Origin of the sequence: Thermotoga caldifontis AZM44c09, assembly GCF_000828655.1 — a bacterium.
GTDB classification, from domain to species: domain Bacteria; phylum Thermotogota; class Thermotogae; order Thermotogales; family DSM-5069; genus Pseudothermotoga_A; species Pseudothermotoga_A caldifontis.
In genome coordinates this window covers 322,073-344,450 of sequence record NZ_AP014509.1, presented here as the reverse complement: position 1 = coordinate 344,450, position 22,378 = coordinate 322,073, and the positions used below count along the sequence as shown (strand labels likewise).

The 22,378-nt window shown below is 52.1% G+C and carries 26 protein-coding genes; 16 read left to right on the top strand and 10 right to left on the bottom strand.

Annotated elements, in window-relative coordinates; genetic code table 11:
* Window position 1 precedes the first annotated feature (1 nt).
* The 5 genes from TSP01S_RS01710 to TSP01S_RS01690 are packed head-to-tail and all read left to right on the top strand — an operon-like array spanning window position 2 to window position 4,128.
* A complete protein-coding gene (locus TSP01S_RS01710) occupies window positions 2–1,147 on the top strand; it encodes a coiled-coil domain-containing protein (protein ID WP_041075930.1) in 1,146 nt (381 codons plus the stop codon).
* A gap of 6 nt (window positions 1,148–1,153) precedes the next feature.
* Entirely contained in the window at window positions 1,154–1,774 is a 621-nt protein-coding gene (gene lptC / locus TSP01S_RS01705; protein WP_041075928.1) for an LPS export ABC transporter periplasmic protein LptC, read from the top strand.
* A gap of 6 nt (window positions 1,775–1,780) precedes the next feature.
* Window positions 1,781–3,055 (top strand): serine--tRNA ligase, encoded by a 1,275-nt coding sequence (serS, locus tag TSP01S_RS01700; protein WP_041075926.1) that lies wholly within the window; start codon window positions 1,781–1,783, stop codon window positions 3,053–3,055.
* Window positions 3,056–3,739 carry a 16S rRNA (uracil(1498)-N(3))-methyltransferase gene (locus TSP01S_RS01695; RefSeq protein WP_041075924.1) on the top strand — a complete coding sequence of 228 codons (684 nt, stop codon included), beginning with the start codon at window positions 3,056–3,058 and terminating at the stop codon, window positions 3,737–3,739. It abuts the gene before it with no gap.
* 2 nt (window positions 3,740–3,741) lie between these two features.
* Entirely contained in the window at window positions 3,742–4,128 is a 387-nt protein-coding gene (locus TSP01S_RS01690; protein WP_041075922.1) for a hypothetical protein, read from the top strand.
* A gap of 69 nt (window positions 4,129–4,197) precedes the next feature.
* Here TSP01S_RS01690 and TSP01S_RS01685 read toward each other — a convergent pair whose 3' ends face one another.
* From TSP01S_RS01685 to TSP01S_RS10025, 5 genes are read right to left on the bottom strand one after another with little or no spacing between them, the layout of a single operon-like run.
* Window positions 4,198–5,313, bottom strand: coding sequence for an MFS transporter (locus TSP01S_RS01685; protein WP_041075920.1), 1,116 nt, complete (start codon window positions 5,311–5,313; stop codon window positions 4,198–4,200).
* 22 nt (window positions 5,314–5,335) lie between these two features.
* Window positions 5,336–6,850 carry a glutamine-hydrolyzing GMP synthase gene (gene guaA, locus TSP01S_RS01680; protein WP_041075918.1) on the bottom strand — a complete coding sequence of 505 codons (1,515 nt, stop codon included), beginning with the start codon at window positions 6,848–6,850 and terminating at the stop codon, window positions 5,336–5,338.
* Complete coding sequence (gene kce, locus TSP01S_RS01675; RefSeq protein WP_041078308.1) at window positions 6,847–7,674, bottom strand: 3-keto-5-aminohexanoate cleavage enzyme; 828 nt, start codon at window positions 7,672–7,674, stop codon at window positions 6,847–6,849. The genes guaA and kce overlap by 4 nt, the downstream gene beginning before the upstream one ends.
* Window positions 7,674–8,054, bottom strand: a complete 381-nt coding sequence (gene kal, locus TSP01S_RS01670; protein ID WP_231848617.1) for a 3-aminobutyryl-CoA ammonia lyase — start codon at window positions 8,052–8,054, stop codon at window positions 7,674–7,676. Before kal ends, kce begins: the two co-directional genes overlap by 1 nt.
* A gap of 18 nt (window positions 8,055–8,072) precedes the next feature.
* Window positions 8,073–10,148, bottom strand: a complete 2,076-nt coding sequence (locus tag TSP01S_RS10025) for an HD domain-containing phosphohydrolase (RefSeq protein WP_052463448.1) — start codon at window positions 10,146–10,148, stop codon at window positions 8,073–8,075.
* Window positions 10,149–10,269: 121 nt separating this feature from the next.
* Between TSP01S_RS10025 and TSP01S_RS01660 the strand changes: the two genes are divergently transcribed.
* Both TSP01S_RS01660 and TSP01S_RS01655 read left to right on the top strand, forming a co-directional pair.
* Entirely contained in the window at window positions 10,270–10,917 is a 648-nt protein-coding gene (locus TSP01S_RS01660; protein WP_041078306.1) for a cytochrome c biogenesis CcdA family protein, read from the top strand.
* A 13-nt stretch (window positions 10,918–10,930) separates the two neighbouring features.
* Window positions 10,931–11,596 carry a thioredoxin family protein gene (locus tag TSP01S_RS01655; RefSeq protein ID WP_041075914.1) on the top strand — a complete coding sequence of 222 codons (666 nt, stop codon included), beginning with the start codon at window positions 10,931–10,933 and terminating at the stop codon, window positions 11,594–11,596.
* On the opposite strand, the gene TSP01S_RS01650 is transcribed toward TSP01S_RS01655, so the two are convergent.
* A complete protein-coding gene (locus TSP01S_RS01650) occupies window positions 11,586–12,308 on the bottom strand; it encodes a hypothetical protein (RefSeq protein WP_041075912.1) in 723 nt (240 codons plus the stop codon). The two genes, TSP01S_RS01655 and TSP01S_RS01650, sit on opposite strands and share 11 nt — an antisense overlap.
* Before the next feature lie 67 nt (window positions 12,309–12,375).
* Here TSP01S_RS01650 and TSP01S_RS01645 point away from each other — a divergent pair, with 67 nt between their 5' ends.
* The 7 genes from TSP01S_RS01645 (at window position 12,376) to TSP01S_RS01615 (ending at window position 16,354) form a co-directional block, all read left to right on the top strand.
* Window positions 12,376–12,819 carry an SRPBCC family protein gene (locus TSP01S_RS01645; protein ID WP_041075911.1) on the top strand — a complete coding sequence of 148 codons (444 nt, stop codon included), beginning with the start codon at window positions 12,376–12,378 and terminating at the stop codon, window positions 12,817–12,819.
* A gap of 83 nt (window positions 12,820–12,902) precedes the next feature.
* Window positions 12,903–13,118 (top strand): FmdB family zinc ribbon protein, encoded by a 216-nt coding sequence (locus TSP01S_RS01640; RefSeq protein ID WP_041075909.1) that lies wholly within the window; start codon window positions 12,903–12,905, stop codon window positions 13,116–13,118.
* Between the two features lie 42 nt (window positions 13,119–13,160).
* Window positions 13,161–13,568, top strand: coding sequence for a methylmalonyl-CoA epimerase (mce, locus tag TSP01S_RS01635; RefSeq protein ID WP_041075907.1), 408 nt, complete (start codon window positions 13,161–13,163; stop codon window positions 13,566–13,568).
* 12 nt (window positions 13,569–13,580) lie between these two features.
* Window positions 13,581–15,122 (top strand): acyl-CoA carboxylase subunit beta, encoded by a 1,542-nt coding sequence (locus TSP01S_RS01630; protein ID WP_041075905.1) that lies wholly within the window; start codon window positions 13,581–13,583, stop codon window positions 15,120–15,122.
* A gap of 10 nt (window positions 15,123–15,132) precedes the next feature.
* Entirely contained in the window at window positions 15,133–15,489 is a 357-nt protein-coding gene (locus TSP01S_RS01625) for an OadG family protein (RefSeq protein ID WP_041075903.1), read from the top strand.
* Entirely contained in the window at window positions 15,465–15,887 is a 423-nt protein-coding gene (locus TSP01S_RS01620; RefSeq protein ID WP_041075901.1) for a biotin/lipoyl-containing protein, read from the top strand. The genes TSP01S_RS01625 and TSP01S_RS01620 overlap by 25 nt, the downstream gene beginning before the upstream one ends.
* A 14-nt stretch (window positions 15,888–15,901) precedes the next feature.
* Window positions 15,902–16,354 carry a chemotaxis protein CheW gene (locus TSP01S_RS01615; protein WP_041075899.1) on the top strand — a complete coding sequence of 151 codons (453 nt, stop codon included), beginning with the start codon at window positions 15,902–15,904 and terminating at the stop codon, window positions 16,352–16,354.
* On the opposite strand, the gene TSP01S_RS01610 is transcribed toward TSP01S_RS01615, so the two are convergent.
* Window positions 16,314–17,558: a TolB family protein gene (locus tag TSP01S_RS01610; protein ID WP_041078305.1), complete on the bottom strand. Its 1,245-nt coding sequence runs from the start codon at window positions 17,556–17,558 to the stop codon at window positions 16,314–16,316. The genes TSP01S_RS01615 and TSP01S_RS01610 overlap by 41 nt on opposite strands.
* Window positions 17,559–17,642: 84 nt before the next feature.
* On the opposite strand from TSP01S_RS01610, the gene TSP01S_RS01605 reads away from it, so the two are divergent.
* Together TSP01S_RS01605 and fliD are read left to right on the top strand one after the other, a co-directional pair.
* A complete protein-coding gene (locus TSP01S_RS01605; RefSeq protein ID WP_041075897.1) occupies window positions 17,643–18,011 on the top strand; it encodes a flagellar protein FlaG in 369 nt (122 codons plus the stop codon).
* Between the two features lie 3 nt (window positions 18,012–18,014).
* Entirely contained in the window at window positions 18,015–19,808 is a 1,794-nt protein-coding gene (gene fliD / locus TSP01S_RS01600; RefSeq protein WP_041075895.1) for a flagellar filament capping protein FliD, read from the top strand.
* On the opposite strand, the gene TSP01S_RS01595 is transcribed toward fliD, so the two are convergent.
* From TSP01S_RS01595 to TSP01S_RS01585, 3 genes are read right to left on the bottom strand one after another with little or no spacing between them, the layout of a single operon-like run.
* Window positions 19,805–21,211, bottom strand: coding sequence for an Rne/Rng family ribonuclease (locus TSP01S_RS01595; RefSeq protein WP_144380605.1), 1,407 nt, complete (start codon window positions 21,209–21,211; stop codon window positions 19,805–19,807). The two genes, fliD and TSP01S_RS01595, sit on opposite strands and share 4 nt — an antisense overlap.
* An 11-nt stretch (window positions 21,212–21,222) precedes the next feature.
* A complete protein-coding gene (gene hpf / locus TSP01S_RS01590) occupies window positions 21,223–21,744 on the bottom strand; it encodes a ribosome hibernation-promoting factor, HPF/YfiA family (protein ID WP_041075893.1) in 522 nt (173 codons plus the stop codon).
* A 4-nt stretch (window positions 21,745–21,748) separates the two neighbouring features.
* Window positions 21,749–22,375: a hypothetical protein gene (locus TSP01S_RS01585; RefSeq protein ID WP_041075891.1), complete on the bottom strand. Its 627-nt coding sequence runs from the start codon at window positions 22,373–22,375 to the stop codon at window positions 21,749–21,751.
* Between the last annotated feature and the right edge of the window lie 3 nt (window positions 22,376–22,378).

Genomic DNA, 22,378 nt, shown 5'->3' with positions numbered 1-22,378 from the left:
AGTGAGGAAGATGGTCGTTCTGTTCGCATTGATCGGTTGCTCTCTGTTCGCCCAGCTGAACATCAAGGATGTTTCTCCCGTTCTGGACATCTACGTTCCCGTGTCGTTCGTGATCGAAAACAGAATCATGGAACTGGACGAGAACGGAAACTTCAGAGGAGGCCTGTTGACCACCAGGTTCGACATCGCACAGTACATATACAGAACGATCAAGAACTTCCAGCTGGACGAGCTTTCCAAAAGACTTTCAGCGCTCGCAGAGTCTCAGAAAGAGGTCTCCGCGAAGATGCTGGGTATCGAATCAGCCTACAAGACCTACGACCAGAGATTGAGAGAGCTCGAAACGGCCACGGTGAACATTCAAAGCCAGCTCGACAGGCTCTCTCAGGAACTCTTCGCACAGGTGCAGAAGCAAATCGTGGATTACATCAAAGCCCAGGAAGCTCAACTCGCCAGGATAGACGCACTGGTTGAAAGGGTGAACTCCGTAGAGAAACTCAGTTCAGACCTGTTCAAACAGGTTCAGGCGCAGCAGAACGATCTGGAAAAACTTTCGAGCGAGCAAACTAAGATCAATGACCAGATTTCGAGCCTATCCCAGCAGCTTTCCACGCTGAAGTCCTCCGTCGATGCGCTTTCGAAAAGGCTGGATCAGACGTTCGCAGAGTTGACGAGTTTCAAAGATTCCACGAGGAACGAATTCAACGCCTTTTCGAGCCTCGTCGATCAGAAGATATCCGCCTCCGAGAGCAAGCTCAGCGTAACGTTGAAGAGCCTGCAGAACGAACTCGCCCTGCAGAAAAAGGAGCTCACGGACAGAGCCGAGGAGGTCAACAGATTGAGACAGCAGATCCAAGATCTCCAGAACAGACTGATCGCGCTGGAGAACTTCGCCTCGAAACAGCAGGTGGAGGAACTCAGAAACCAGATCCAGGGTCTGGTCGAGAGGGCTTCGAAGCTCGAGCAGGATTTGAAAGTCCTCGAAGAAAACCTCGCGTCTCTGGACCTTTCGAGGCTGAAGAGCAGGATCGACGAACTCGAGCTGAAGAACAAAACCCTCCAGTCCAACCTGAACACGGCCTACATCGTTGGGGCGGCGGGTGTCGCGATCGGACTGATAGCACTCATATTCTCTATGGGAAGGTGAAGCTTCGTGAGAAAAACGCTCTCGATCGTTTTGTTGCTAACCCTTCTGGTCCCGACGTTCGCCAAAACCGTACACATCGTTTCTAATTACGTCAAACCCGAAAAGGAGAGAGCCTATTACGAAGGAAACGTGAGGGTTGAGGTCGAGGAAGACAAGCTGAAGCTTCTTTGTCAATCCATGCTCGTGACGAAGCTGCTGAACGAATGGAGGTTGATCGACGCGACCTCAACGTTCGTGGAATTCGAGAACGGCGAGGCAACGGCGACGAACTTGAAGTACGATCTGAAGACCAAAACGGGTATGCTGGTGGGCAACGTTCAGGCGAAGATAATCGACAAAGGAAGCTCCGACGTCGTCCTTCTCAACACCGAGAGATTGTCGATCGATCTGGACAAAAACGTTTTTCAGACGGACACACCAGTTCGCGTCGTGAAAGGGAAGATCGAAGCATCCGCGAACGCCCTGTTTTACGATAGAAACTCCGGATTGATCAGGCTGACGGGTTCGGTGGTCCTTGTGGACCACGAGAAGAATCTGAAAATGTGGGCCGACGCTGTCGAGATCAAAACCGCTGGCGATGAGATGAGCGCGACGAACGCCAGGGTTGAACTCGTTGTGGAGGAGTGATGAAACTTGCTGGACATACGCATGTTTAGGGAAAACGCTGAAAAGGTGAGGACCGCCCTGAAGAACAGAAACTACGATCCTTCCATCGTTGATGAGATCGTCTCGCTGGATACGAGGGTGAGGTCGCTCACGAACGAGGTGAACCAGCTGAGGGCTCAGAGGAACAGCATCTCAAAACGCGTCGCCCAGGCCAAAGCCCGCGGCGATGAGCAGGAAGCGAACCAGCTTATGGAAGAAGGAAAAAAGATAGGTGAACGCATCGACGCGATCGAGAAAGAACTCGACGAAGTGAAAGAGAAGCTGAACAGACTGATGCTCTACGTGCCGAACATCCCGCACGAATCCGTACCGATCGGGCCGGACGAGACGCACAACATCGAGGTCAGAAGGTGGGGAGAACCGAGGAAGTTCGACTTCGAACCCAAAGCACACTGGGACCTGGGACCCCAGCTGGGCCTGATGGACTTCGACAGGGCTGCCAAACTCTCCGGTTCGAGGTTCACCGTGATGTACTCCGCATTCGCAAGGCTCGAGCGCGCACTCATAAACTTCATGCTCGATCTCCACACCAAAGAACACGGCTACACCGAAGTCTGGGTGCCACACCTCGTCAAGCGGAGCACGATGACGATCACGGGCCAGCTACCGAAGTTCGAAGAAGAGGCGTACAGGATAGATTCGGACGACCTGTTCCTGATACCAACGGCGGAGGTACCCCTGGTCGCCCTCAGGGCCGATGAGATTTTAGAAGAGAAGCAGCTTCCTTTGCTGTACACAGCGTACACACCCTGTTACAGGAGGGAAGCGGGCAGTTACGGTAAGGACGTGCGAGGCATGATAAGACAGCACCAGTTCGACAAGGTCGAGCTCGTCTGGCTGACGACACCTGAGCGTTCCTTCGAAGATCTGGAGACGCTCGTCAGGCATGCGGAGGAAGTGCTCAGGAGGCTCGAGTTACCCTACAGGGTGGTACTGCTGTGCACCGGCGACATGGGTTTCGGCGCGGCGAAGACCTACGATATAGAAGTCTGGTTGCCCTCGTACAACGCGTACAAAGAGATCTCCTCGTGCAGCAACGATACCGACTTTCAGGCACGCAGGGGAAACATCCGATACAGAAGAAAAGACGGAAAGCTCGATTACGTCCACACACTGAACGGTTCGGGCGTGGCGATCGGGAGGGCGCTGGTGGCGATCGTGGAAAACTACCAGAGGCCCGACGGAAGGATAGACGTTCCGAAGGCGTTGCAGCCGTACTTAGGTTGCGAGGTGATCCCCTGATTGCCCCACCTCTTCTACGGAAAACCGAACGGTGAATTCATCGTCCTGGACGCGCACGAAACACAACATTTGAAGGTCGTCAGGATCCGGGAGGAGCGAGAGGTATTCATCACAGATGGAGAGGGTAAGCTGTACCGTTGCCAGATTCTGAAGATAGGGAAGAACGAATCCATCGCGCGAATAATGGAGTCTAAAGAGAGAAGAGAAAAAATACTGCCAGTGACCCTGTGCGTGGCATCGCAGCACTGGGAAAGGCTCAGGTGGCTCGTTGAAAAAGCGGTCGAGGTTGGAATAGCGAGGATCGTGGTCTACAAACCGAGCAGGGGTAGATCCTACAGCGACAAGGTGGAGAAGATAAAACTCGTGATCAGAAACGCCGCGAAACAGTGCGCAAGGTGTAGATTTCCAGAGCTTCAGGTCCTGGACAATCTGGATCTACCCGTAGAACCATCGAAGACGTTCGTGCTCCACCAGTCCGGCGAGCCTCTGACGTTGACACAGGCGGCCCAGTACAGAAACATCGTCGTGGGCCCGGAAGGTGATTTCACCGAATCGGAACTGGAATCGCTGCGCTCCAAGTACAGGCTGTTCAATCTGGGAGAAACCATCTTCCGATTTGAGACCGCGGCCCTGCTCGTGATGGGTTTGATGTATTTTCTCAACGATCCTCTTGAGGAGGGATGATCATGAAGAAGGGTGAAAAGGTCCTTTCCTTCGTGAAGTTCGAGAAAGAGCTCGAGAGTGCTTATCGTGAGAGATTGTCCGCCGTGAAGAGACCGGAAGAAACGGGCGATGTTTTCGTTGAATTCGCGCTGAAGCTTTTGAACAGAGTGAACCCATCGATCACGAGGAACCACTGGGACCACGTTCGCTTCGAGCCCGAGACGGAGAACGGTTACAAACTGTCGAAAGAATTGGAACAGATCATCGGTGAGGAAATTCTAACCAAAAGCGACCTTCCGGCGATCCTCAAGAGGATGGCTCTCAACGCCGCGCACAGAAGGAAGGCTCTCCTCTCCAACACCGAGAGGACCGATCTGTTCAGATTGCAGGAAAAACCAGAGCAGCGCTGATCCAGGCTCAGCCACTCCTCTGTTTTCGTGCGGTACGATCGGCGATTTCCAATTTCATCGCAACGCGAGTCATTTGCAATTCAAAGTTATGATCGATCCAGCGATCATCGCTGCACCCATGGTGATGAACACGAGCCTGAACGAAAAAGTCGCGAGCCAGCCGGCGAGTAAGGGACCGAAGAGGCTCCCGAAGGATCTGACCGATGTCAGCAGGCCGAGAAACTCCGCTCTCCTGTTCACGGGCACGTTCTCTATAACGAATTTCGTCGCACCGTTGATGAACGTGCCGAATCCGAGGCCAGAGACTGCGTAGGCCACGAGGACGGTCAGTTTGGAATCTGCTGGAACGAACAGCAGCGCCCCGATACCAGAGGCGAACATACCCAAGGCCGCGACGTACTTGCTCGCGATTCTGCGCATCAAGAGGGCTGCAAGGAAGTGCGAAGGTATTTGCATGAAAGGATTCGCAGAAGAAAGAAGGATCGTTACGGATTTGCTCAAGTTCATCTCTTCGACCAAATAAACGGCGATCAACGCGAAGGTGCCACCTATGCCGAGCTGTCTCAGGAAGGAGCCCAGATACATCGCCCAGAGATTGTTCTTCTTCAAAATGTGTTTCGAACTTATCGCGGAGAAGATTCTCTGAAGGTTCGTCCGCTGAACTTCGTATCGCTGGTGTGGAACTACCACGGATTTCTCGATGAAGTACAGCATCGTCAACGCGATGAAGAACAGTATCAGCATCACCTGGGTGACGGAAAAGAACCTCAACAAGGGTGAGACCACGATCCTTCCAAAACCCAGTCCGAAGGAGTTCACCGCGTTCACCAGGCTGACGATGACACTGCTGTCGAGCTTTGAAGATTCAACGAATATTGCCATCGAGATGGGATCGAACGCACTCGAGAAAAAGGTGAAGATCGTCGCCACCAGGAAAAAATGCACGGCCCGTCTCGCGAGGGTGTAACCCGGTAGAACGATCAAAGCGATCAGTATCGCCACTGAGAGAACTTTCTTTCTGCTTCTGGATTCGTCGCTGAGCGCTCCCCAGAAAGGTGTTGCAAGGCTTCCAACGGCGCTGTTGATGCTCGACAGCAGGCTTATGGAGAACAGGTCTATGGATAACTCCCTCATCCTGAGCTGGAGCAACATGTCGTAGTTCAGAATGCTGAAATTCCTTATCAAAGAGGCAAGGTAAAGACTCAGTCTATTCCCACTCGATCGTCGCTGGTGGCTTGGAGCTGATGTCGTACACTACCCTCCCTACTCCTTTGACGCTGTTCAAGATCCTGCGCGATATCAAGTCTAACACGTCGTGTGGAATTTTCGACCAGTCAGCGGTCATACCCTCAACGCTGTCAACACACCTTATCGCGAGCACGTAGTCGTACGCCCTCCTGTCACCCCTGACACCGACCGATCTTACTGGCAGCAACACCGCGAAGGCCTGCCAGACCTTCTCGTACCAGCCCGTTTCTTTCAATGTCTCTATGAGTATGCTGTCGGCCTCCCTGAGTATGTCCAGCTTTTCCTCATCGATGGGCCCCACAACGCGCACCGCGAGCCCTGGGCCTGGAAAAGGTTGTCTGTGGATCACGTCGCGAGGGATACCGAGCATCTCTCCGACGATCCTGACCTCGTCTTTGAAGAGGTTTCGCAGAGGCTCGACGATCTTCAGATCCATCCTTTCCGGTAGTCCTCCAACGTTGTGATGGCTCTTTATCGCCGCAGTTTTCTTACCGGACCTGGCGCTCTCGATCACGTCGGAATAGATCGTGCCCTGAACCAGGTGGGTCGCACCGTAACTTTTCGCTTCCTGCTCGAAGACCCTTATGAACTCTTCGCCTATGATCTTCCTCTTCTTTTCCGGATCGTCCACACCCTTGAGTTTGCTCAAAAATCTCTCTTTTGCGTCTATCTTCACAACGTTGAGCCCGAGCATGTTCTTGAAGACCCTCATCACTTCCTCCGCTTCGTTCTTTCTCAGCAGACCGTGGTCCACGAACACGCACCGCAAGTTAGATCCAACCGCTCTGTGTACCAGAACACACGCCACGGAGGAGTCGACACCACCCGAGAGCGCCGCGATCACCCTCTTGTCCTTCAACTCTCTTCTCAGCTCTTCCACCTTCCGGGTGATGAAATCCTCCAGATTCCAGTTCGGCTTCAGCCCACATATCTTGCTGAGAAAGTTCTGCAGCATCTGCCTTCCAAGCTGAGTGTGACGCACCTCGGGATGAAACTGCAACAGCCAGAACCTTTCAAAATCGCTGGCTGCAACGATCATGCCGTTTTTCGAATAAGCCGTCGCTCTGAAACCATCGGGCAGAACTTTCACCACGTCCGAGTGGCTCATCCAGACCGTGGTTTCTCTCGGAACGGATTCGAAGATCGGATCTTCCTCAACTATTTTTATCTCCGTTCTTCCGTACTCCGCAAGTTCACCGCGTTCCACCTTTCCACCGAGCTCGTGCGCGAGCAGCTGCATTCCATAACAGATACCGAGCACCTTACCGCGGTACTCACCGAACCAGGCTGGAAGTTTCGGCGCATCGGGTTCGTACACGCTGGCCGGTCCTCCAGAGAGAACGAGGGCCCCCACGTCGGACGGGTCCACATCCTCGTCCAGCTGAACCACCTGGCTGTAGTAACCGAGTTCCCTGACAACACGCGCGATCAGCTGTGTGTACTGTGATCCGTAGTCCAGTATGAGAACTCTCATCTCTTTCTCTCCCCGAGCTGCAGAATTTCTCTGGCTTCCTTAGCCGTCGCGATGGGTCTTCCGAGTTCCTTAGCCAGCCTCACGACCTTCTCCACGAGCTCGGCGTTGGATTTGGCGAGCACTCCTTTCTCTATGTAAATGTTGTCTTCCAGACCGACCCTCACGTGGCCACCCATGACTATCGCCATCGCCGCCATGGGAAACTCGTGTCTGCCTATACCGGCCACAGACCAGGTGGCGCCCGGTGGAAGACTGTCCACCATCGTCACGAGGTTCCTCGCGTTTGCGGCGATCCCTCCCGGAACTCCCATCACGAAATCGAAGTGGAGATGCCCCTGAACCAGCCCCTTCTTGACGAGCACCATGGCGTTGTTTATGTGCCCGAGATCGAAGCACTCGAACTCAGGCATGATACCTTTCCCCTTCATGACGGAGGCGAACTTCTCTATCATTGGCATGCTGTTGTAGAACACGTCGTTTCCGAAGTTCACGGTCCCCGTGGTGAGTGTGGCCATATCCGGATCGGCTTCGAGAGATTGCAACCTCTCCTCAGGAGTCATCCAGACGGCACCGCCGGTGGAAACCTGGACTATGATGTCGGGACACTTCTTTCTTATCAACCGAACGGTCCTCTTGAAAATCTCGGGATCCTGGGTTGGATTGCCGTTCTCGTCCCTCACGTGCAGATGGACTATGGAAGCACCCGCTAAGTAGGCTTCGTACGTTTGCTGGGCGATCTCTTCGGGCGTGATGGGGATGTAAGGAGTGTCCTTCCTCGTGACTTCAGCCCCACAGACGGCAACCGTTATGATCAGCTTATCCATCACTTCGACCTCCTCTGTCTATCTTTTGGAACCACACACACGGCAATGGCTTTCGCGACGAGCAAGGGTGGATCGAGCACGTCGCAGGCTGAGGGGTGTTCTGGAATCTGCGCGTTGGTGATCACCTTGTAAACTTCAAACTTCATCTTTCGCGAGGTGTTACCGACTTCGACGATTTCACCGTACACTTCGAGAAAATCTCCCGCGAACACGGGCTTGAGAAACTCCACACTCTCGTAAGCTCTCAACAGACCCTCGTCGCCGTCGTGCCTGATCAAAAGCTCCGTCGCAACGTCTCCCATGAGCTGCAGTATCCTCGCGCCGTCGACCAACCCTCCCGCGTAATGTGCGTCGTGCTCGCTCATGCGTACCCTCAGCATCGCCTTCACGAAACTCACCTACCCTTTCTTGAGGAAGAGTTCCGGCTTTTCTTTCAACAGCTTTACGAACACTTCAGCAAGGTGGGGATCGAACTGAGAACCACTACAACGTTCGATCTCCACGATCGCCTCTTCGATCGTCATGGCTTCCTTGTAAGGTCTGTTGGTCGTCATGGCGTCGAAGGCATCGACCACAGCCAGAATTCTCGATTCGAACGGTATCGCGTCACCCACAAGACCATCCGGATAACCCTTGCCATCGTAACGCTCGTGGTGGTATTTCGCGATCTTCGCGATCTCTTGCAATCCCGCCTCGTTCAGTAGCTCAAAGCTCTTGACTGGATGTATCTTCACAAGCTCATACTCTTCAGGCGAGAGGAAACCGTTCTTGTTCAGAACCTGTTGTGGCACGAAGATCTTGCCCACATCGTGTACCATTCCCGCCCAGAACAGACGTCTTATGACGCTCTTGTCGAGCCCAAGGTTTTCTGCGAACGAACTCGCATAGCGTGCGACGTTTTCAGAATGCCCCCTCGTGTAGTAATCGTAGTACTCAAGCGCCTTGACGACGACGCTCAGAAGCCTTCTCTGGAAGATTCCCTGCTCTCTCATGTAGCTTCTCAGAGAGAGCAGCGTGGCGACGAATAGTGCGAACTTCTCAACGTACTGTTTCTCAACGGCGCTGACACCCCCAGAAAAATAGAGCAAAACACCGTGTACACTATCTTGAGAGGCGATCGGTACGAGTTCAACACCAGATGGGGCTTTTTCATCACAAAACCGTGCGACAGTTTTCAGAATTTCGACACGCGCAGATTCCGATGCGAAATCGAAGCTTTCGTCGATCCTCTGAATCACTGGATCTTTTTCGTTCGTGAGGCACACCAGCGTCTTGCCAGGTTCACTGACAGATCTGAGCACGACCCCAGCAACCCTGGAAGCTGGCAAATAATCCTTGAACGTTCTCAAAACCGACAGCAGGAACTCTTTTTCCTGAATCGTTTCGAAGGTCAATTTGCTCGCCAGATCGAGAACGTCCTGGAAACCTTTCTGGAAACGTTCCGCCTGCTTTGTCTTTTCCTCCAATTGCTTGTTGAGGTTCATCAATTCCTGGTTCATCGCTTCGAGTTCCTCGTTGGTCGCCCTGAGTTCCTGGTTCATGGCGTCGAGTTCCTGGTTGGTCGCCTGCAGTTCTTGATTCATCGCCTCGATCTCTTCGTAAGAAGCTTGAAGTTCTTCGTTCTTCTTCCTCAATTCGTCTGTGCGCAAAGCGACCAGACGCTCCAAACGCTTGTTGATGAGGAGTAGAATCATGACAATTGAGAAAGTGCCCACCGAGCCAGTCAGTATGAACCACCACAACCAGGCCGGAACGAAAAATCTGGGTTTGACGAAGAGGTTGATGATCCTCTCTATCTCTCGCTTCGGCAAGCGGTCCAGGGCCGCGTTGAACTTTTCCACGAGCTGCGGTTTCGTTCGGGCGAAGGCAAAGTACGTCCATTCAACAGAGAGCGGTGGCAGACTTTCGAACAGATGGTAAAGATCGTGCTTTATGAGATAGTAACTCGCTGTAAGATCTTCCATGAGGAAAGCATCTATTTCCCTGTTTTCAACAGCTTCGATCAGCTGCTGGAAACTTTCGAAGCGTTTGACCAAGACCGAAGGATTCTTTTGCCTCAAAAGGGCTTCGTTCGCATCGCCTTCGACGACGCCCACAACGAAGGCGCTCAGCTCTTTGAAATCATTCACTTTCAGCTCTTTCCTGACCCACACTAAGCTCTGAACCCTCAGGATGGGTTTCGAGAACAAAAACATCTTCTCTCTTTCTGGCGTTTTGAAGATCAGATTGATCATGTCTGCGTGCCCCGTCTCCACGAGTTTCAAAGCTTCAGAGAAAGGCATCAATTCGATGTCGAACCTCAGATCCGAAACCTTCTCTATCGCTTTCAGTATCTCCACCGAAATACCCACCACTTGCTGCCGCTCGTTTTTGTAAATGAACGGAGGGTAGAAATCACCGCTGACGAACCTCACTTGCTCGCAGAAAAAAAGCGTGGTAAAGAGAAGATACAGCAGTGCAAAAACCCTTTTCATCGATCATCCCCCGTTTACCGTACGTTCATGGCTTTCCAAACTAGATTGTACAACGCGCGGACAAAGAACTGTGGTAAAATATTTCCGACAAAACAAGTCTAAAAATGGAGGGTAGATAGTGATGGCGATCACGCTCACTCAAGTGGATGTCTGGACGGCTTTAGCTCACGGTTTCATATCCTTTCTGAGCCCGTGTGCTTTACCACTGCTTCCATCTTTTCTCGCGCTGCTGTTCTACGATAAGAAGGCCGCATTTTTGAGGATCATCGGCTTTTTCTTGGGCCTTTCCGCCACGTTCGCGAGCTTGGGCGCCCTATCGGGAACGCTCGGTGGTTTCTTCGATAAGAACCTGCTCCGTTACGCCGCAGGCACGCTTGTCATCATCATGTCGGTTCTGTTCCTGCTTCAAATACAGCTCTTCAGGCCGAAAGCCATCAAGCTCAACAGGTTCAAAGCGGGTGGAATCTTCTCGGGTATCGGTCTGGGGCTCGGTGTGGGGCTGGTGTGGATTCCCTGTGCGAGCCCGGTGCTCGCATCCATCCTCGCCATCGCTGCCACCAGGGGAACGGCCCTGAGAGGGGCGCTGTTACTCTTCATCTACTCGCTCGGAATCTCTGTACCTTTCTTGACGATCGGAGGGGTTGTATCGAAGCTCCTGAGCAAGGTGAGCTTCAAAACCCCTCTGTGGGAAAGGGTATTGAAGTACGCAACGAGCGCTCTGCTTTTAGTCCTCGGGTTGCTCATTCTCACGGGAAAGGCGTTCGTATGAGAGGAGTGATCGCATGAAAAGGTTCTCGGTGATTCTTTTCACACTCGTCGCCGTTTTCAATCTCGCACAGAACGTTCTTCTGAACGACGTGGACGTTGCGGCGAAGCTGGCGAAGATCGAACAGAAAAAGCTGGCGATCGTTTTCACGACCCAAACCTGTCCGTACTGCGCGAAGCTCAAGAATGAAACGCTCACCGACAGAACTGTGAAACAGCTGATCATGGCGAACTTCATCTTCGTCGAGGCCATGTACGACACCAGGAAAATCACGAACATCTTCGGCCAGCCGATGAGTTACGCGCAGTTGTTCGACTATTTCAATGTCAGTGGCGTTCCGACCACATGGTTTTTGACCAGCGAGGCCACGCCACTGGTGTACCTACCAGGTTACGCTCCGGCCAACGTGTTCACCCAGGTACTGAGGTACGTTTATCAGGAGATCAAGGAAGATTTCTCGCAGTACGCGAAGAAGAAGGACGATTTCATGGGTGAGAAAAAGCTCTTGAAGGTAACGTCAGAGGAAGCCGACTTCGTTCTGAAGAACGATCCGAACGCCGTGTTCGTCGATTCGCCCATCGACAAACCCGATGTCTTCAAAGTTCACATCACGAGAAAAGAAGACATCGCGAACAGACTCGTTGAGCTCGGCGTCTTCCGGGTACTCTTGATCAGTGATTGAGCTTGCCGGTTTCCTTTTCTGCGGGGGCCTGTCTGGCCCTCTTTCGAAAATTCAGAAACAGTCCGAGAACGAGAAGGATCAGCCAGACGAAGATCAGCGCAAAGACGATCGGTTGACTCTCGAACAGTTTCGACACTTCCTGTTTGGGACTCTTCGTGATCCACACGTACAGCCAGCCGACGGCAGAGAAGGCCAGCAGATAACTCGCAACGAGTAGAGATATGACAGCCAGCACCTGAGCACTTTTTCTAACCGCTATCAGCCCGCAGATCAGTCCCAGTACGATCCCCACCCCTACCGGGACGAGCACGTTGAGGTCGAACTGACCCACGGTGCCGAGTTCTCTTCCCCGAACAACGATCAGAGTTATGAAGTAACCGAGCGCACCGCCCGCGAGAAATCCCACCAGAAAGACGAAGATTTTGTACAGACCGTACAGCACGGCTCCGCACAGAACACCGAGGACAACCACGAAGATGAGGTTCAGCGTGGAGTTCTCGATCAATTTTTCCTGCAAACCTTTAAGAAATTCCACCTTACCCATCCATTCGATGAGCAACGGGCTGAGGAAGAATCCACCGAGCAGGAAACCGAGCATCGGCATGAGGATGTTCTCCAAATATTTCGCGGCCAGGACGACGAAGACACTTATGGGTACGACGAGGTACCAGAGTTCGAGAACCACGTGAGGCTTGAGAAATTCTGAATTCACTCACTCATCCCCCTCGCACACTTTTATTTTATCAGAACGTCGTAGTAGAATTGTTCTGGTGCTGCATATGCTTCAAACTGTGAAGATGCACTTCGTGGAGCATTTCAGAGTGCCGGTGGAGAGGTTGTGGAACATCTTTGTCTGTCCAAACGGTTGGGACCCGTGGTTCACGGACGGTATGAGCATGGAGCTCTTCGAAGGCGGGCAGATCCGCTTTCGATGGAAGAGGATCACGGCAGACGAGGTGGTCGAAGACAGGGGCGTTGTGGTGTTCATACAACCACTGAAAGTTTTCGAGTTCTGGTGGTACGAGTACGAAGACGGATTCAGATCGAGAGTGAAGATGACGTTCACGCCGGACGGAAACGAAGGAACCTGGTTGAAGGTCGAGGACTCTGTTCTCATCGACGGTGAGAGGGAACTACCGATCGCTCTTGGCTGTGCTTACGGCTGGGGACAGATGCTCTGCCTGGCGAAGGCTTACGCCGAGCGTGGTTTGATCCTCATTTAAGACGTATTAACCATTCGGCAAAATTGTTTGGGTAGCATAATATACGAGAGATACACGAACGAATCGATCAGGAGGTGGTGCAGATGCCGTTCTACAGGTACGTGTGTGAGAAATGCGGTTCAGAAAGACGAGTCTTCCACGGCATGAACGAAAATCCTTCCGTCGTTTGCGACTGTGGCACGCGGATGAAAAGATCCGTAGGCAGGGTTGCCGTGGTGTTCAAAGGTAGCGGCTTCTACGTCACCGACAACAGAAAGAACGAAAGCAAGAAAGAGGAGAAAAGCGAAGAAGCTGCGTGATGGGGCATTCGCCCCATCAAAATTTTGAGGGAGGCGGAGTGTATGCAGGTTAAAAGGATAGACCATGTGGGAATCGCGGTGAGAAACGCTTCGGAAAGATTGAAGTTCTACACCGATTTCCTCGGTTTAAAGGACGTCCACACGGAAGAGCTTCCCGAAAGGGGTCTACGCGTCTACATGATGAAGGTGGGAGAAAGCAAGATCGAGCTTTTGGAGCCCATCAACGAACAATCGGAGATCAACAAGTTTCTGGAGAGCAGGGGAGAGGGCATCCACCACATCGCCTTCAACGTGACGGGGATAGACGAAGCGGTTGAGCTCGCCAAGAAGTTGGGTTTTCAGCCCCTTTCTGATGCTCCAAGACCCGGTGCAGGCGGAACGCGCGTGCTGTTTCTGCATCCAAAGTCGGTCGGCGGAGTCCTCGTCGAACTGGTGGAAGGCCACCATTGAGGGGGAATAGGCATGGAAGAATTGATCAGAAATCTCAGAGAACTCGAACACAAAGTTGAGCTCGGTGGAGGAACTGAAAGAATAGAAAAGCAACACGCACAGGGTAAACTGACGGCCAGGGAGAGGCTCTCACTCCTGCTGGACGAAGGATCCTTCGTGGAGATAGACAAATTCGTCAAGCACAGGGCCACGGCGTTCGGCCTGGACAAGGAAGAGCTTCCGTGTGACGGCGTTGTGACGGGGATCGGAAAGATCAATGGAAGGATGGTCGCGGTCTTCTCGCAGGACTTCACCGTGATGGGCGGATCTCTGGGCGAAATGCACGCGAAGAAGATCATGAAACTCATGGATTTGGCGATGGAGCTGGGCATTCCCCTGATCGGTATCAACGATTCGGGAGGAGCGAGGATTCAGGAAGGTGTCGATTCACTGTTCGGTTATGGGGGAATCTTCTACAGGAACACGCTCGCGTCCGGTGTGATACCCCAGATCACGCTCATCGCCGGACCGTGCGCGGGAGGAGCGGTGTACTCACCCGCGATAACGGACTTCGTTGTGATGATCGACAAGACCGCCAAGATGTTCATAACCGGTCCCAACGTTATCAAGGCCGTCACCGGTGAAGAGATTAGCCAGGAAGATCTCGGCGGTGCGTACGTCCACAACTCCAAGAGTGGAAACGCCCACTTTTTGGCGGCCAACGAACAGGAAGCCATCGAGATCATCAAAAAGCTCCTTTCTTACATTCCGCAGAACAATCTGGAGGAACCCGAGTACATCCCCGGGGACTATTCGCTTTCCATGAGCGAAGAGATCAACGACGTTGTACCCGTGGAGCCCACGAAGAGTTACGACGTTCGGAAAGTCATCGAGATGGTCGTAGACGAGGGTAGCTTCTTCGAAGTGCACAAGCATTTCGCTCGAAACATCGTCGTGGGCTTTGCGAGGATCGCGGGTATGAGCGTGGGAATCGTTGCGAACCAGCCTTCGGTGCTCGCAGGCTCGCTCGACATAGATTCTTCCGACAAAGCTGCCAGGTTCATACGCTTCCTCGATTGCTTCAACATACCCATCGTAACGTTCGTGGATACCCCAGGTTATCTACCCGGTGTACAGCAGGAACACGGCGGTATCATAAGGCACGGCGCAAAACTTCTGTTCGCTTACAGCGAAGCAACTGTGCCGAAGATCACCGTTATACTGAGAAAAGCTTACGGGGGCGCGTACATCGCGATGGGCAGCAAGCACCTCGGAGCAGACCTGGTCGCCGCATGGCCAACGGCTGAAATCGCGGTTATGGGGCCTGATGGGGCCGCAAACATCATCTTCAGAAAGGAAATAGAGAGCGCACCGAACCCCGAGGAAAAGAGGAAGGAACTGGTAAAACTCTATCGAGACACGTTTGCAAACCCCTACGTGGCGGCATCTCGTGGATACATAGATGCGATCATAGAACCAGCCAAGACGAGGGAGTGGATCGCGAGGGCTCTGGAGATCTGCCGAACGAAGGTCCAATCTCTGCCCAAGAAGAAGCACGGTAATATCCCCCTGTGAGGTGAGGACGGTGTCTAACACCACAATTCTTGTCGTTGGCATGGGGTCTGTTTTTCTCACTTTCGTCATTCTGTACACCATCTTCGTGATAATGGGAAAGATCTTCACGGCGAGACAGCGCAAAGTTTCCGACACCACGACCACCGCAACAGAAACGAGTGTGAAGGCCGAAGAGAAGGTGGAGCCAGAGTCCAGTGAACCCATCGAGGCGGCCATAATCGGGGCGCTGATGGCCTACATGAGCTCGGAGCAGAAGGCAACAGTACAGCCAAAAGGAAGAGTCTTCACCCTTGAGGAGAGAACGATGAGTTGGAGAAAGAGCGGATGGAAAGGAGCGAGAGGATGGCGCGCAAGTTCAGGGTGGTGATAAACAACAAAGAATACATCGTCGAGGTTGAGGAGATCGGAGGTTCTCCGATCGTTCAATCCGTTCAACAAACGGTTGAAAAACCACAACAAGTCGAAAAACCACAACAGTTACCAGTACAAGCTGCGAAACCAGAGCCTGTCAAGGTGGAACAACGTAGGGAGCAAGTTGCACCGAAAACTGGTGGCGTTGAAGTCAAAGCGCCCATGTCCGGGCTCATCGTCAAGGTGCACGTGAGCGAAGGTCAGCAAGTGAAGCGCGGTCAGAAACTTCTGGTCCTCGAGGCTATGAAGATGGAGAACGACATCATCAGCGAGCACGAAGGCACTGTGCTCAAGGTTCTCGTGAAGGAAGGAGACAACGTCGAGACCCAGCAAACTTTGCTCATCATAGGTTGAAGAGAGGTGAAAATATGGAACTCAAGGTCGTCAGCTTCGCCCTCGGCGAGGAGAAGTTCGCGCTCGACATCATGAACATAGACAGCATAGTGGAGGTAGGAAAAATCGTAAAACTGCCAGAATCTGCCGACTACGTCGAAGGCATCATGAACCTGCGCGGTAACGTGATCCCGATCATCAACCTGAAGAAAAAGTTTTCCATGCCAGGCACGGGCAGATCGAGCTCCGCGAAGATCATTGTCGTCAACATGAAGGACAAAAAGGTCGGCCTGCTGGTCGATCAGGTGCACGAGGTGCTCACACTGAGCGACAAACAGATAGAGCAACCTCCAACCGGTGTTGGGGGCACACGCGCGAACTTCATACTGGGAATAGCCAAACTGGGAGAAGAACTTTTGATCATACTCAACGCGGAAGAGATACTCTCTAAGGAAGAGAAGATTTCTCTTGAGCATCTGAAGGTTTGAAGAATCTCACGAACCAGATGTCTGGTTCGAAGAAACCTTCGCTGGCGCTGAAACCAACGAGTCGTCCATCTGGTGAGAAGGATGGATAGAATGTGTCTTGCTTCAATCCTTCTGTGAGGCACCATTTTTCGCCCGTCTGCAGATCCTTGACCCATATCGCGTAGTACCCGAGACAGTTGCAGGAATAAGCCAAGTACCTTCCGTCTGGTGAGATCGCAGGATCGTGTTCGTTGTAGAAACCATCCTCTATGCAGACGACACTTCCTTCGGGCGTGAGTGCGTAGATTCCAAAGTTCGCTTCTTTCAGTCCCACGAAGTAGATCGTCTGACCGTACACGGTGGGAGAGAACACCATGTCGAAGCCTTCTATGTTCAGTTTGGTGCGACGCCGAGCGAGTGTGGCGCGATACATGGCGTTACCGGTCTCAGTGTCCTGCACGTACAGAAGGGTGTTCGCGTCGAACCAGGCTGGCGAATAGGCCGGCGCGTTGCCCGCAGAAATGAGGACGATGTTTTTCGCGTGGTCCTCGATGGGCATGACGTAGATGTTCCAGAAACCGTGGAGCGATCCCTGAAAGGCGAGTCTGGTACCGTCTGGGGAGAACCTCGGAAAGTACTCGCTGCTGCCATAAACGGGCAAAATCCTGAGACTTCCCTGTTGCAAGTCCAGCAGGGCTATGTTCCTGTTACCACCGAGTCTGTCGGTTATGAAGGCAAAATATTTACCGTCTGGACTGAAACTGCTGTACTCGTCCACAGAAGGATGGTAAGTGATGCGCAGGTATTTTCCAAAGGCGTTCTTCACCAACAATCTGAGTGCGGCCTTCTCTAAGGGATAGTGCACACACTCTCTTACGAAGTCCCGGTAAGGCCTCTCTTCCTTCGGCGAGTAGCTGCAGCTGTAAACCACGTTGCCAGACTCCACCCAGCTCGCGTAATAGCTGTTCTTCGTCGCATCGTAAGTAACGGAAAAACTGAGCGTGAATTCCTCTTCAACTGCGATGTGCTCGTTCGCAGTCAACTTAACCTGGTCTGCTTCGAGAACGACACGCACGTTCTCAGGAACGAGTAAAAGGATCGATCTGGCCACATCGTCCAGAACCTTCTTGCTCTGTTCGTCTGAGGCCAGAGCGATCTTCAGACCAACGTATGCAAAACAGCTCACCACAAACGTGAGTAAGAGGATCACCAGAGGCCTTCTCATGTTCACCGCTCAAATTCTACACCACGCTAAAGGAGTTTACACCTCGGTCGATCAATAATATAGGTAGAGAAGGGGTGTTGAACAATGAACATCGACCCTGTGAGGATGGATCCCCGGCGCAACATGGATCTGGAGAGAGTTCAGAGCGGGAGCCTAAAGCAATTGCAACTGAACGTTCAGAGGACTGTAGAAGAATCTTCCAGGAAGCAGGAAGAAGATAACGTTGATCTCTCAAAAACGATGGAATCTCTCAGGAAAACGTTCGAAAAATTGAGCAGATTCTTCAAAACTGAGGCCCAGTTCACGATAGAACGTGAGCTCAACATGATAATCATCAAGATAAAGGACAGAGAAACTGGCGAGATCGTCAGGCAGATCCCACCAGAGGTGGCCGTGAAGATTGCAAAGAACCTTCAAGAATTGATGGGCATTCTCTTCGACGAGAAGGTGTGAACGATGGATGCAATATCGAAGATCGCTTCGAGCATAAACTTTCGCTACAGATCGTCGAACATACAGTTCGGGGGTTTGGCATCGGGGTTGAACACGGCCGACATAGTCGATGCGTTGATGCAGATCGAAGCCAGGCCCGCTGAAAGACTGTACCAGAAATACGAGAGCCTGGGTTTGAAGCAGAAAGCATACCAGCAACTGGAAGAAAAACTCGAAAGTTTCGAGACCTTCCTGTCGAACTTCAAACTTCAGGCGACGCTTCTGGCCAAGAAGGTTTCTATCGAGTCGGAGGAGATTTCCATAAACGCTTCCGCCACTGCCGTCGTTGGAAGTTATCAAATCAAGGTTCTGTCCGTCGCGAGCAGAAGCTCCATGGTGAGTGGAAGAACCATAGGACCCGACGTGGACCTTTCCACCAGGTTCGGCGATCTGACGTACAGGTACAACCCAACCGATTCGGTTTTGAAGATCCAGCTCGGAGCGACGGTCCACACCGTCAACATCTCCACGGGTGACACGATCTCAGACATCATCGATAAGCTCGACGACATCTTTGGGTCTGGTAACGTCAGATTCGAGGATGGAAGATTGGTTTTGGAAAGTGCACAGGCTTTCGCGATCAGGACAGAGAGCGGTACGTTCGGTTTCGTCTTCAACCTCAACGATGCACCCGTCGTTCAGGAAAACGGAAAATACGTTCTTCGCAGTACGGCGCCCGTCGGTGCCGTCTCGATTTATAAAACCCTCTCACAGATCTCGACTTACAGGGGCGTTTCTATCGAGAGCGGTACGTTGAAGATCAACGGAACAGAAATAAGCTTCAACGTGAACATGACTTTGAAACAGCTGATAGATGCGATCAACACGAGTGAAGCTGGTGTGAGGGCCGAATACGATGCGAACTCGGACAGGTTGATCATCACTTCGAACAAAACCGGTCCGAACACGATACTGCTGGAAGACAACGGAACCAACCTTCTTCAGTTGCTCGGCCTGGACATTGGTCAGTTCAACATCGGTGGCACGACACACGTTCAGTTGAGCAGCGACGGTGTGAACTGGATCGATCTTTATTCCTCCACGAGCGAACTCACTTACATGGGCCTGTCCATAAAGGTGAAGGAGTTGATTCAAACTCCTGTGAGCTTCAGCGTCGAAAACGATACGGACTCTGTGGTTTCGAAGATAAAAGAGTTCGTCGACAGATGGAACCAGCTCATGGAGTACATCTACAACAAGTACAATGAGAAGCCCGTGACGGGCAAGAACGAAGAGGAGCTTTCTGAAGAAGAAAAGCTTCAGGGAGTGCTTCAAAGAGATCCACTTTTGAACGAGATCTTTTTCAAACTGAGAGGCTTCATAACGACGCGTATAGAGGGTGACATTTCTTATCTGTGGCAAATCGGCATAAGGACGAGCAGTTTCGGCTATCAAAACATGAAGATGGGGAAACTCGAGCTCGACGAAGACAGATTGAGAACGGTCCTCACGGAGAGTCCTGAGAAGGTCTGGGCCTTCTTCGGTGACACGAACGGCTTTGCACAGCAGGTGCAGTCTTATTTGAGAGAACTGACGAAGTTCGGAGGAAGAATAGACAGTATCGCGGGCATCAGCGGAACCATCACAAAACAGATGAGGAATCTGGCGAAACAACTTGAAAACATGCTCGAACGCTTACAGAAACGGGAAGCCTACCTCTGGAGCAAGTTCTCAGCGATGGAAGAAGTCGTATCGAGGATGCAGGCACAGGGTGCATGGCTCGCACAGTTCTCGAGCTTGAGGAGTAACAGCCGTTAAGATTTCTTCGACAGCGTTATCTCGAACTCGTTCGGATCGGGATTGTTGAAGGTCAGCTTGATCTTTTCTTTGTGCGTAACTATCATGGACCTGATCTTCTCCGCGTAGCCTGAGAATCGCTGGTGCAGGTTCACCTTCACCACATCGTACTGGGAAAGATCCATCTTCCTCAGTTCGTTCGACAGTCTCTTGAGCACGACTGTGGGAGACAGAACCCTACCGGAACCTTTACAGACGGGGCACGGTGAAAAGAGCAACTGTTCGCTCGAAGGGGTTCTTCTTTTGCGTGTCAGCTCGAACAGGCCAAGGCGTGTGAATCCAAGAAGTTCGACGTGTGCCGGATCCTTTTCGAACGCCTCCCGGATCTTTTTGAACAACCTGTCGTAATACTCTTTGACAGGCATGCCGATGAAATCTATCACGACGATTCCACCGATGTTGCGTAACTTGAGCTGTCTGGCTATCTCCTTGGCCGCTTCCACGTTCGTGTTGAACGCCAATTCTGCCTGGTTCTTACCAGAGGTGAAGCTCGCCGAGTTGACATCGAACACGGTCATCGCTTCCGTCGTATCGAGCGCCAGATATCCTCCACTGGGAAGATCTATCGTGCGCCTCTGCAAAAGGTTCAGCTGCTGATATATGTTGAACCGCTCGAAGAGGTCTCCATCAACGAAGTGCACCGCTATGGACTTGCTGATCTTTTTGACTTCCTGCTTGACCCGCTCGTACACCTTCTCTTCGTTCACATAAATTTCGTCCACGTTCTTGTTCAGACGTTCTCTGAGGATGTAGTCTATCGCTGTCGGTTCACATCTGAGCAGTTTCACCTTTCTCGATTTTTTGAAGCTGAGTAGCAACTGCTGCCATTCCTGCCTCAGCGATTGCAACTCTTCTTCTATAGTCTCCACGGGCATCCCTTCCGCGGCCGTTCTTATGACGATCCCTTCGTTCTTCTGAACCTTCGAAAACAGCGATTTCAGCCTTTCCCTCTCCCGTTGGTCGGCTATCTTCTTGGAGACACCCCTCGCACGTGACAGTGGAAAATAAACCACGTACCGTCCCACGAGTGAAAGCTTGCACGTAAGCTGCGGGCCTTTCTGTCCCACCGCGTCATGTTTGACCTGAACGAGAATCTTTGAACCTTCCTGAAGCTGTTTTCCTGCCAGCACCTGTTGAACGTAGACTTTGCCGACGTCCGAGACTCTTAAAAATCCATTCCTGCTCTCGCCTATGTCAACGAAGGCTGCGTTCAGGCCGGGCACGATTTTCTGTACAACGCCAACGTAGATGTTGCCAGCTATGGTCTCGTTCTCCTCGCTGAAGACCTCCTGAAGTTCTCCATCTTCGAGCATGGCACCGCTGATGAGATCTTCTTGAACGTTTATGATCAGAACACCCGGCACGCTGTGAAACCTCACTCAAAGAATTCGTAAAGGCTGATTTTGCCGTCCTTCCTGAGGAGTAAGAGATTGATCTCATTGGTTTCACTGTTCCGGAACAGGAAGAATTGTCTGTCCATCGTCTTGAACTGAAGGATCGCTTCTTCCAGAGGCATCACGTTCAGTGGCAATCTTTTCGTTTCGGCCACATCCTCCTCCGTTTCCTCAACGATGGCCGGTATTTCCAGATGCTTGGGTTCTCTGTGTTTGTCTCTGATGGTCGATTTGAGCTTCTTGACCTTCTTTTCGAGTGCATCGCACAGGGCGTCTATCGCCGCATAAAAATCTGGATCCTTCTCCTGCACGACGATCACGTTCCCCCTGAGGTTGATGTTCGCCTTCACCACGTAGTTCACGGCGTCTTTCTCGGCCTTGATCTCCGCCGATACGAGTTCCTCGTCTTTGATCACCCTGTCGACCTTTTCCAGCCTCTTTTCAAGGTACTGTTGCATCGCGGCCGTTGCCTCGAAGCCCCGTGTAGTGAACCTGTAGTTCATGCGATCACCTCCCGAGCAGTTTCTCCCTGGCTTCGATATAACATTCGAGCGCTTCGAAGTTTTCTTGCATCTTCACGAAACTGTGACCATACAAAGTGACGAGAGAGTAGATCAGATACGTGGTATCGTAAGTTCCCGAAAAACACTTCGAGACTTCCAGATGTTTTTCGGAAAAGAATTTCTGTTCCTTTTCCTCGAGCGAAACCAACATCGAGAACGTCTGGTGCTCGAACAGACACAGACCAACGAGCAAGACCAAAAATCCAAACGGAACCACGAGCGTTAGGAACAGACCGGCAACAGAAATGGCGAGCGCGAGCACCGTCCAGAGTTCCTCGCCGCCGAGAATCAATGAAGCGTAATTCGGAAATCTCTCGGACAGTTGCTTCTGAAGTTCACGTATCAGACCACGCCACTTGAGAAAACTCAGGAGCAATCCAAAACCACTCAGAAACACCAAACCCTGTGTGACTCCAAAGAACCTGTTGACCAAAGCAGACCACGTCGCGACAACCAGTACTGAAGCTATGAGCGCAAGGAAATTTGCAACGACGAAGAATGCGGCACAATATGCCATCAGATGCTCCTGTGGTTTCGACCTGAAATCAAAAAGCTCTTTCAACTGTTTCACGCC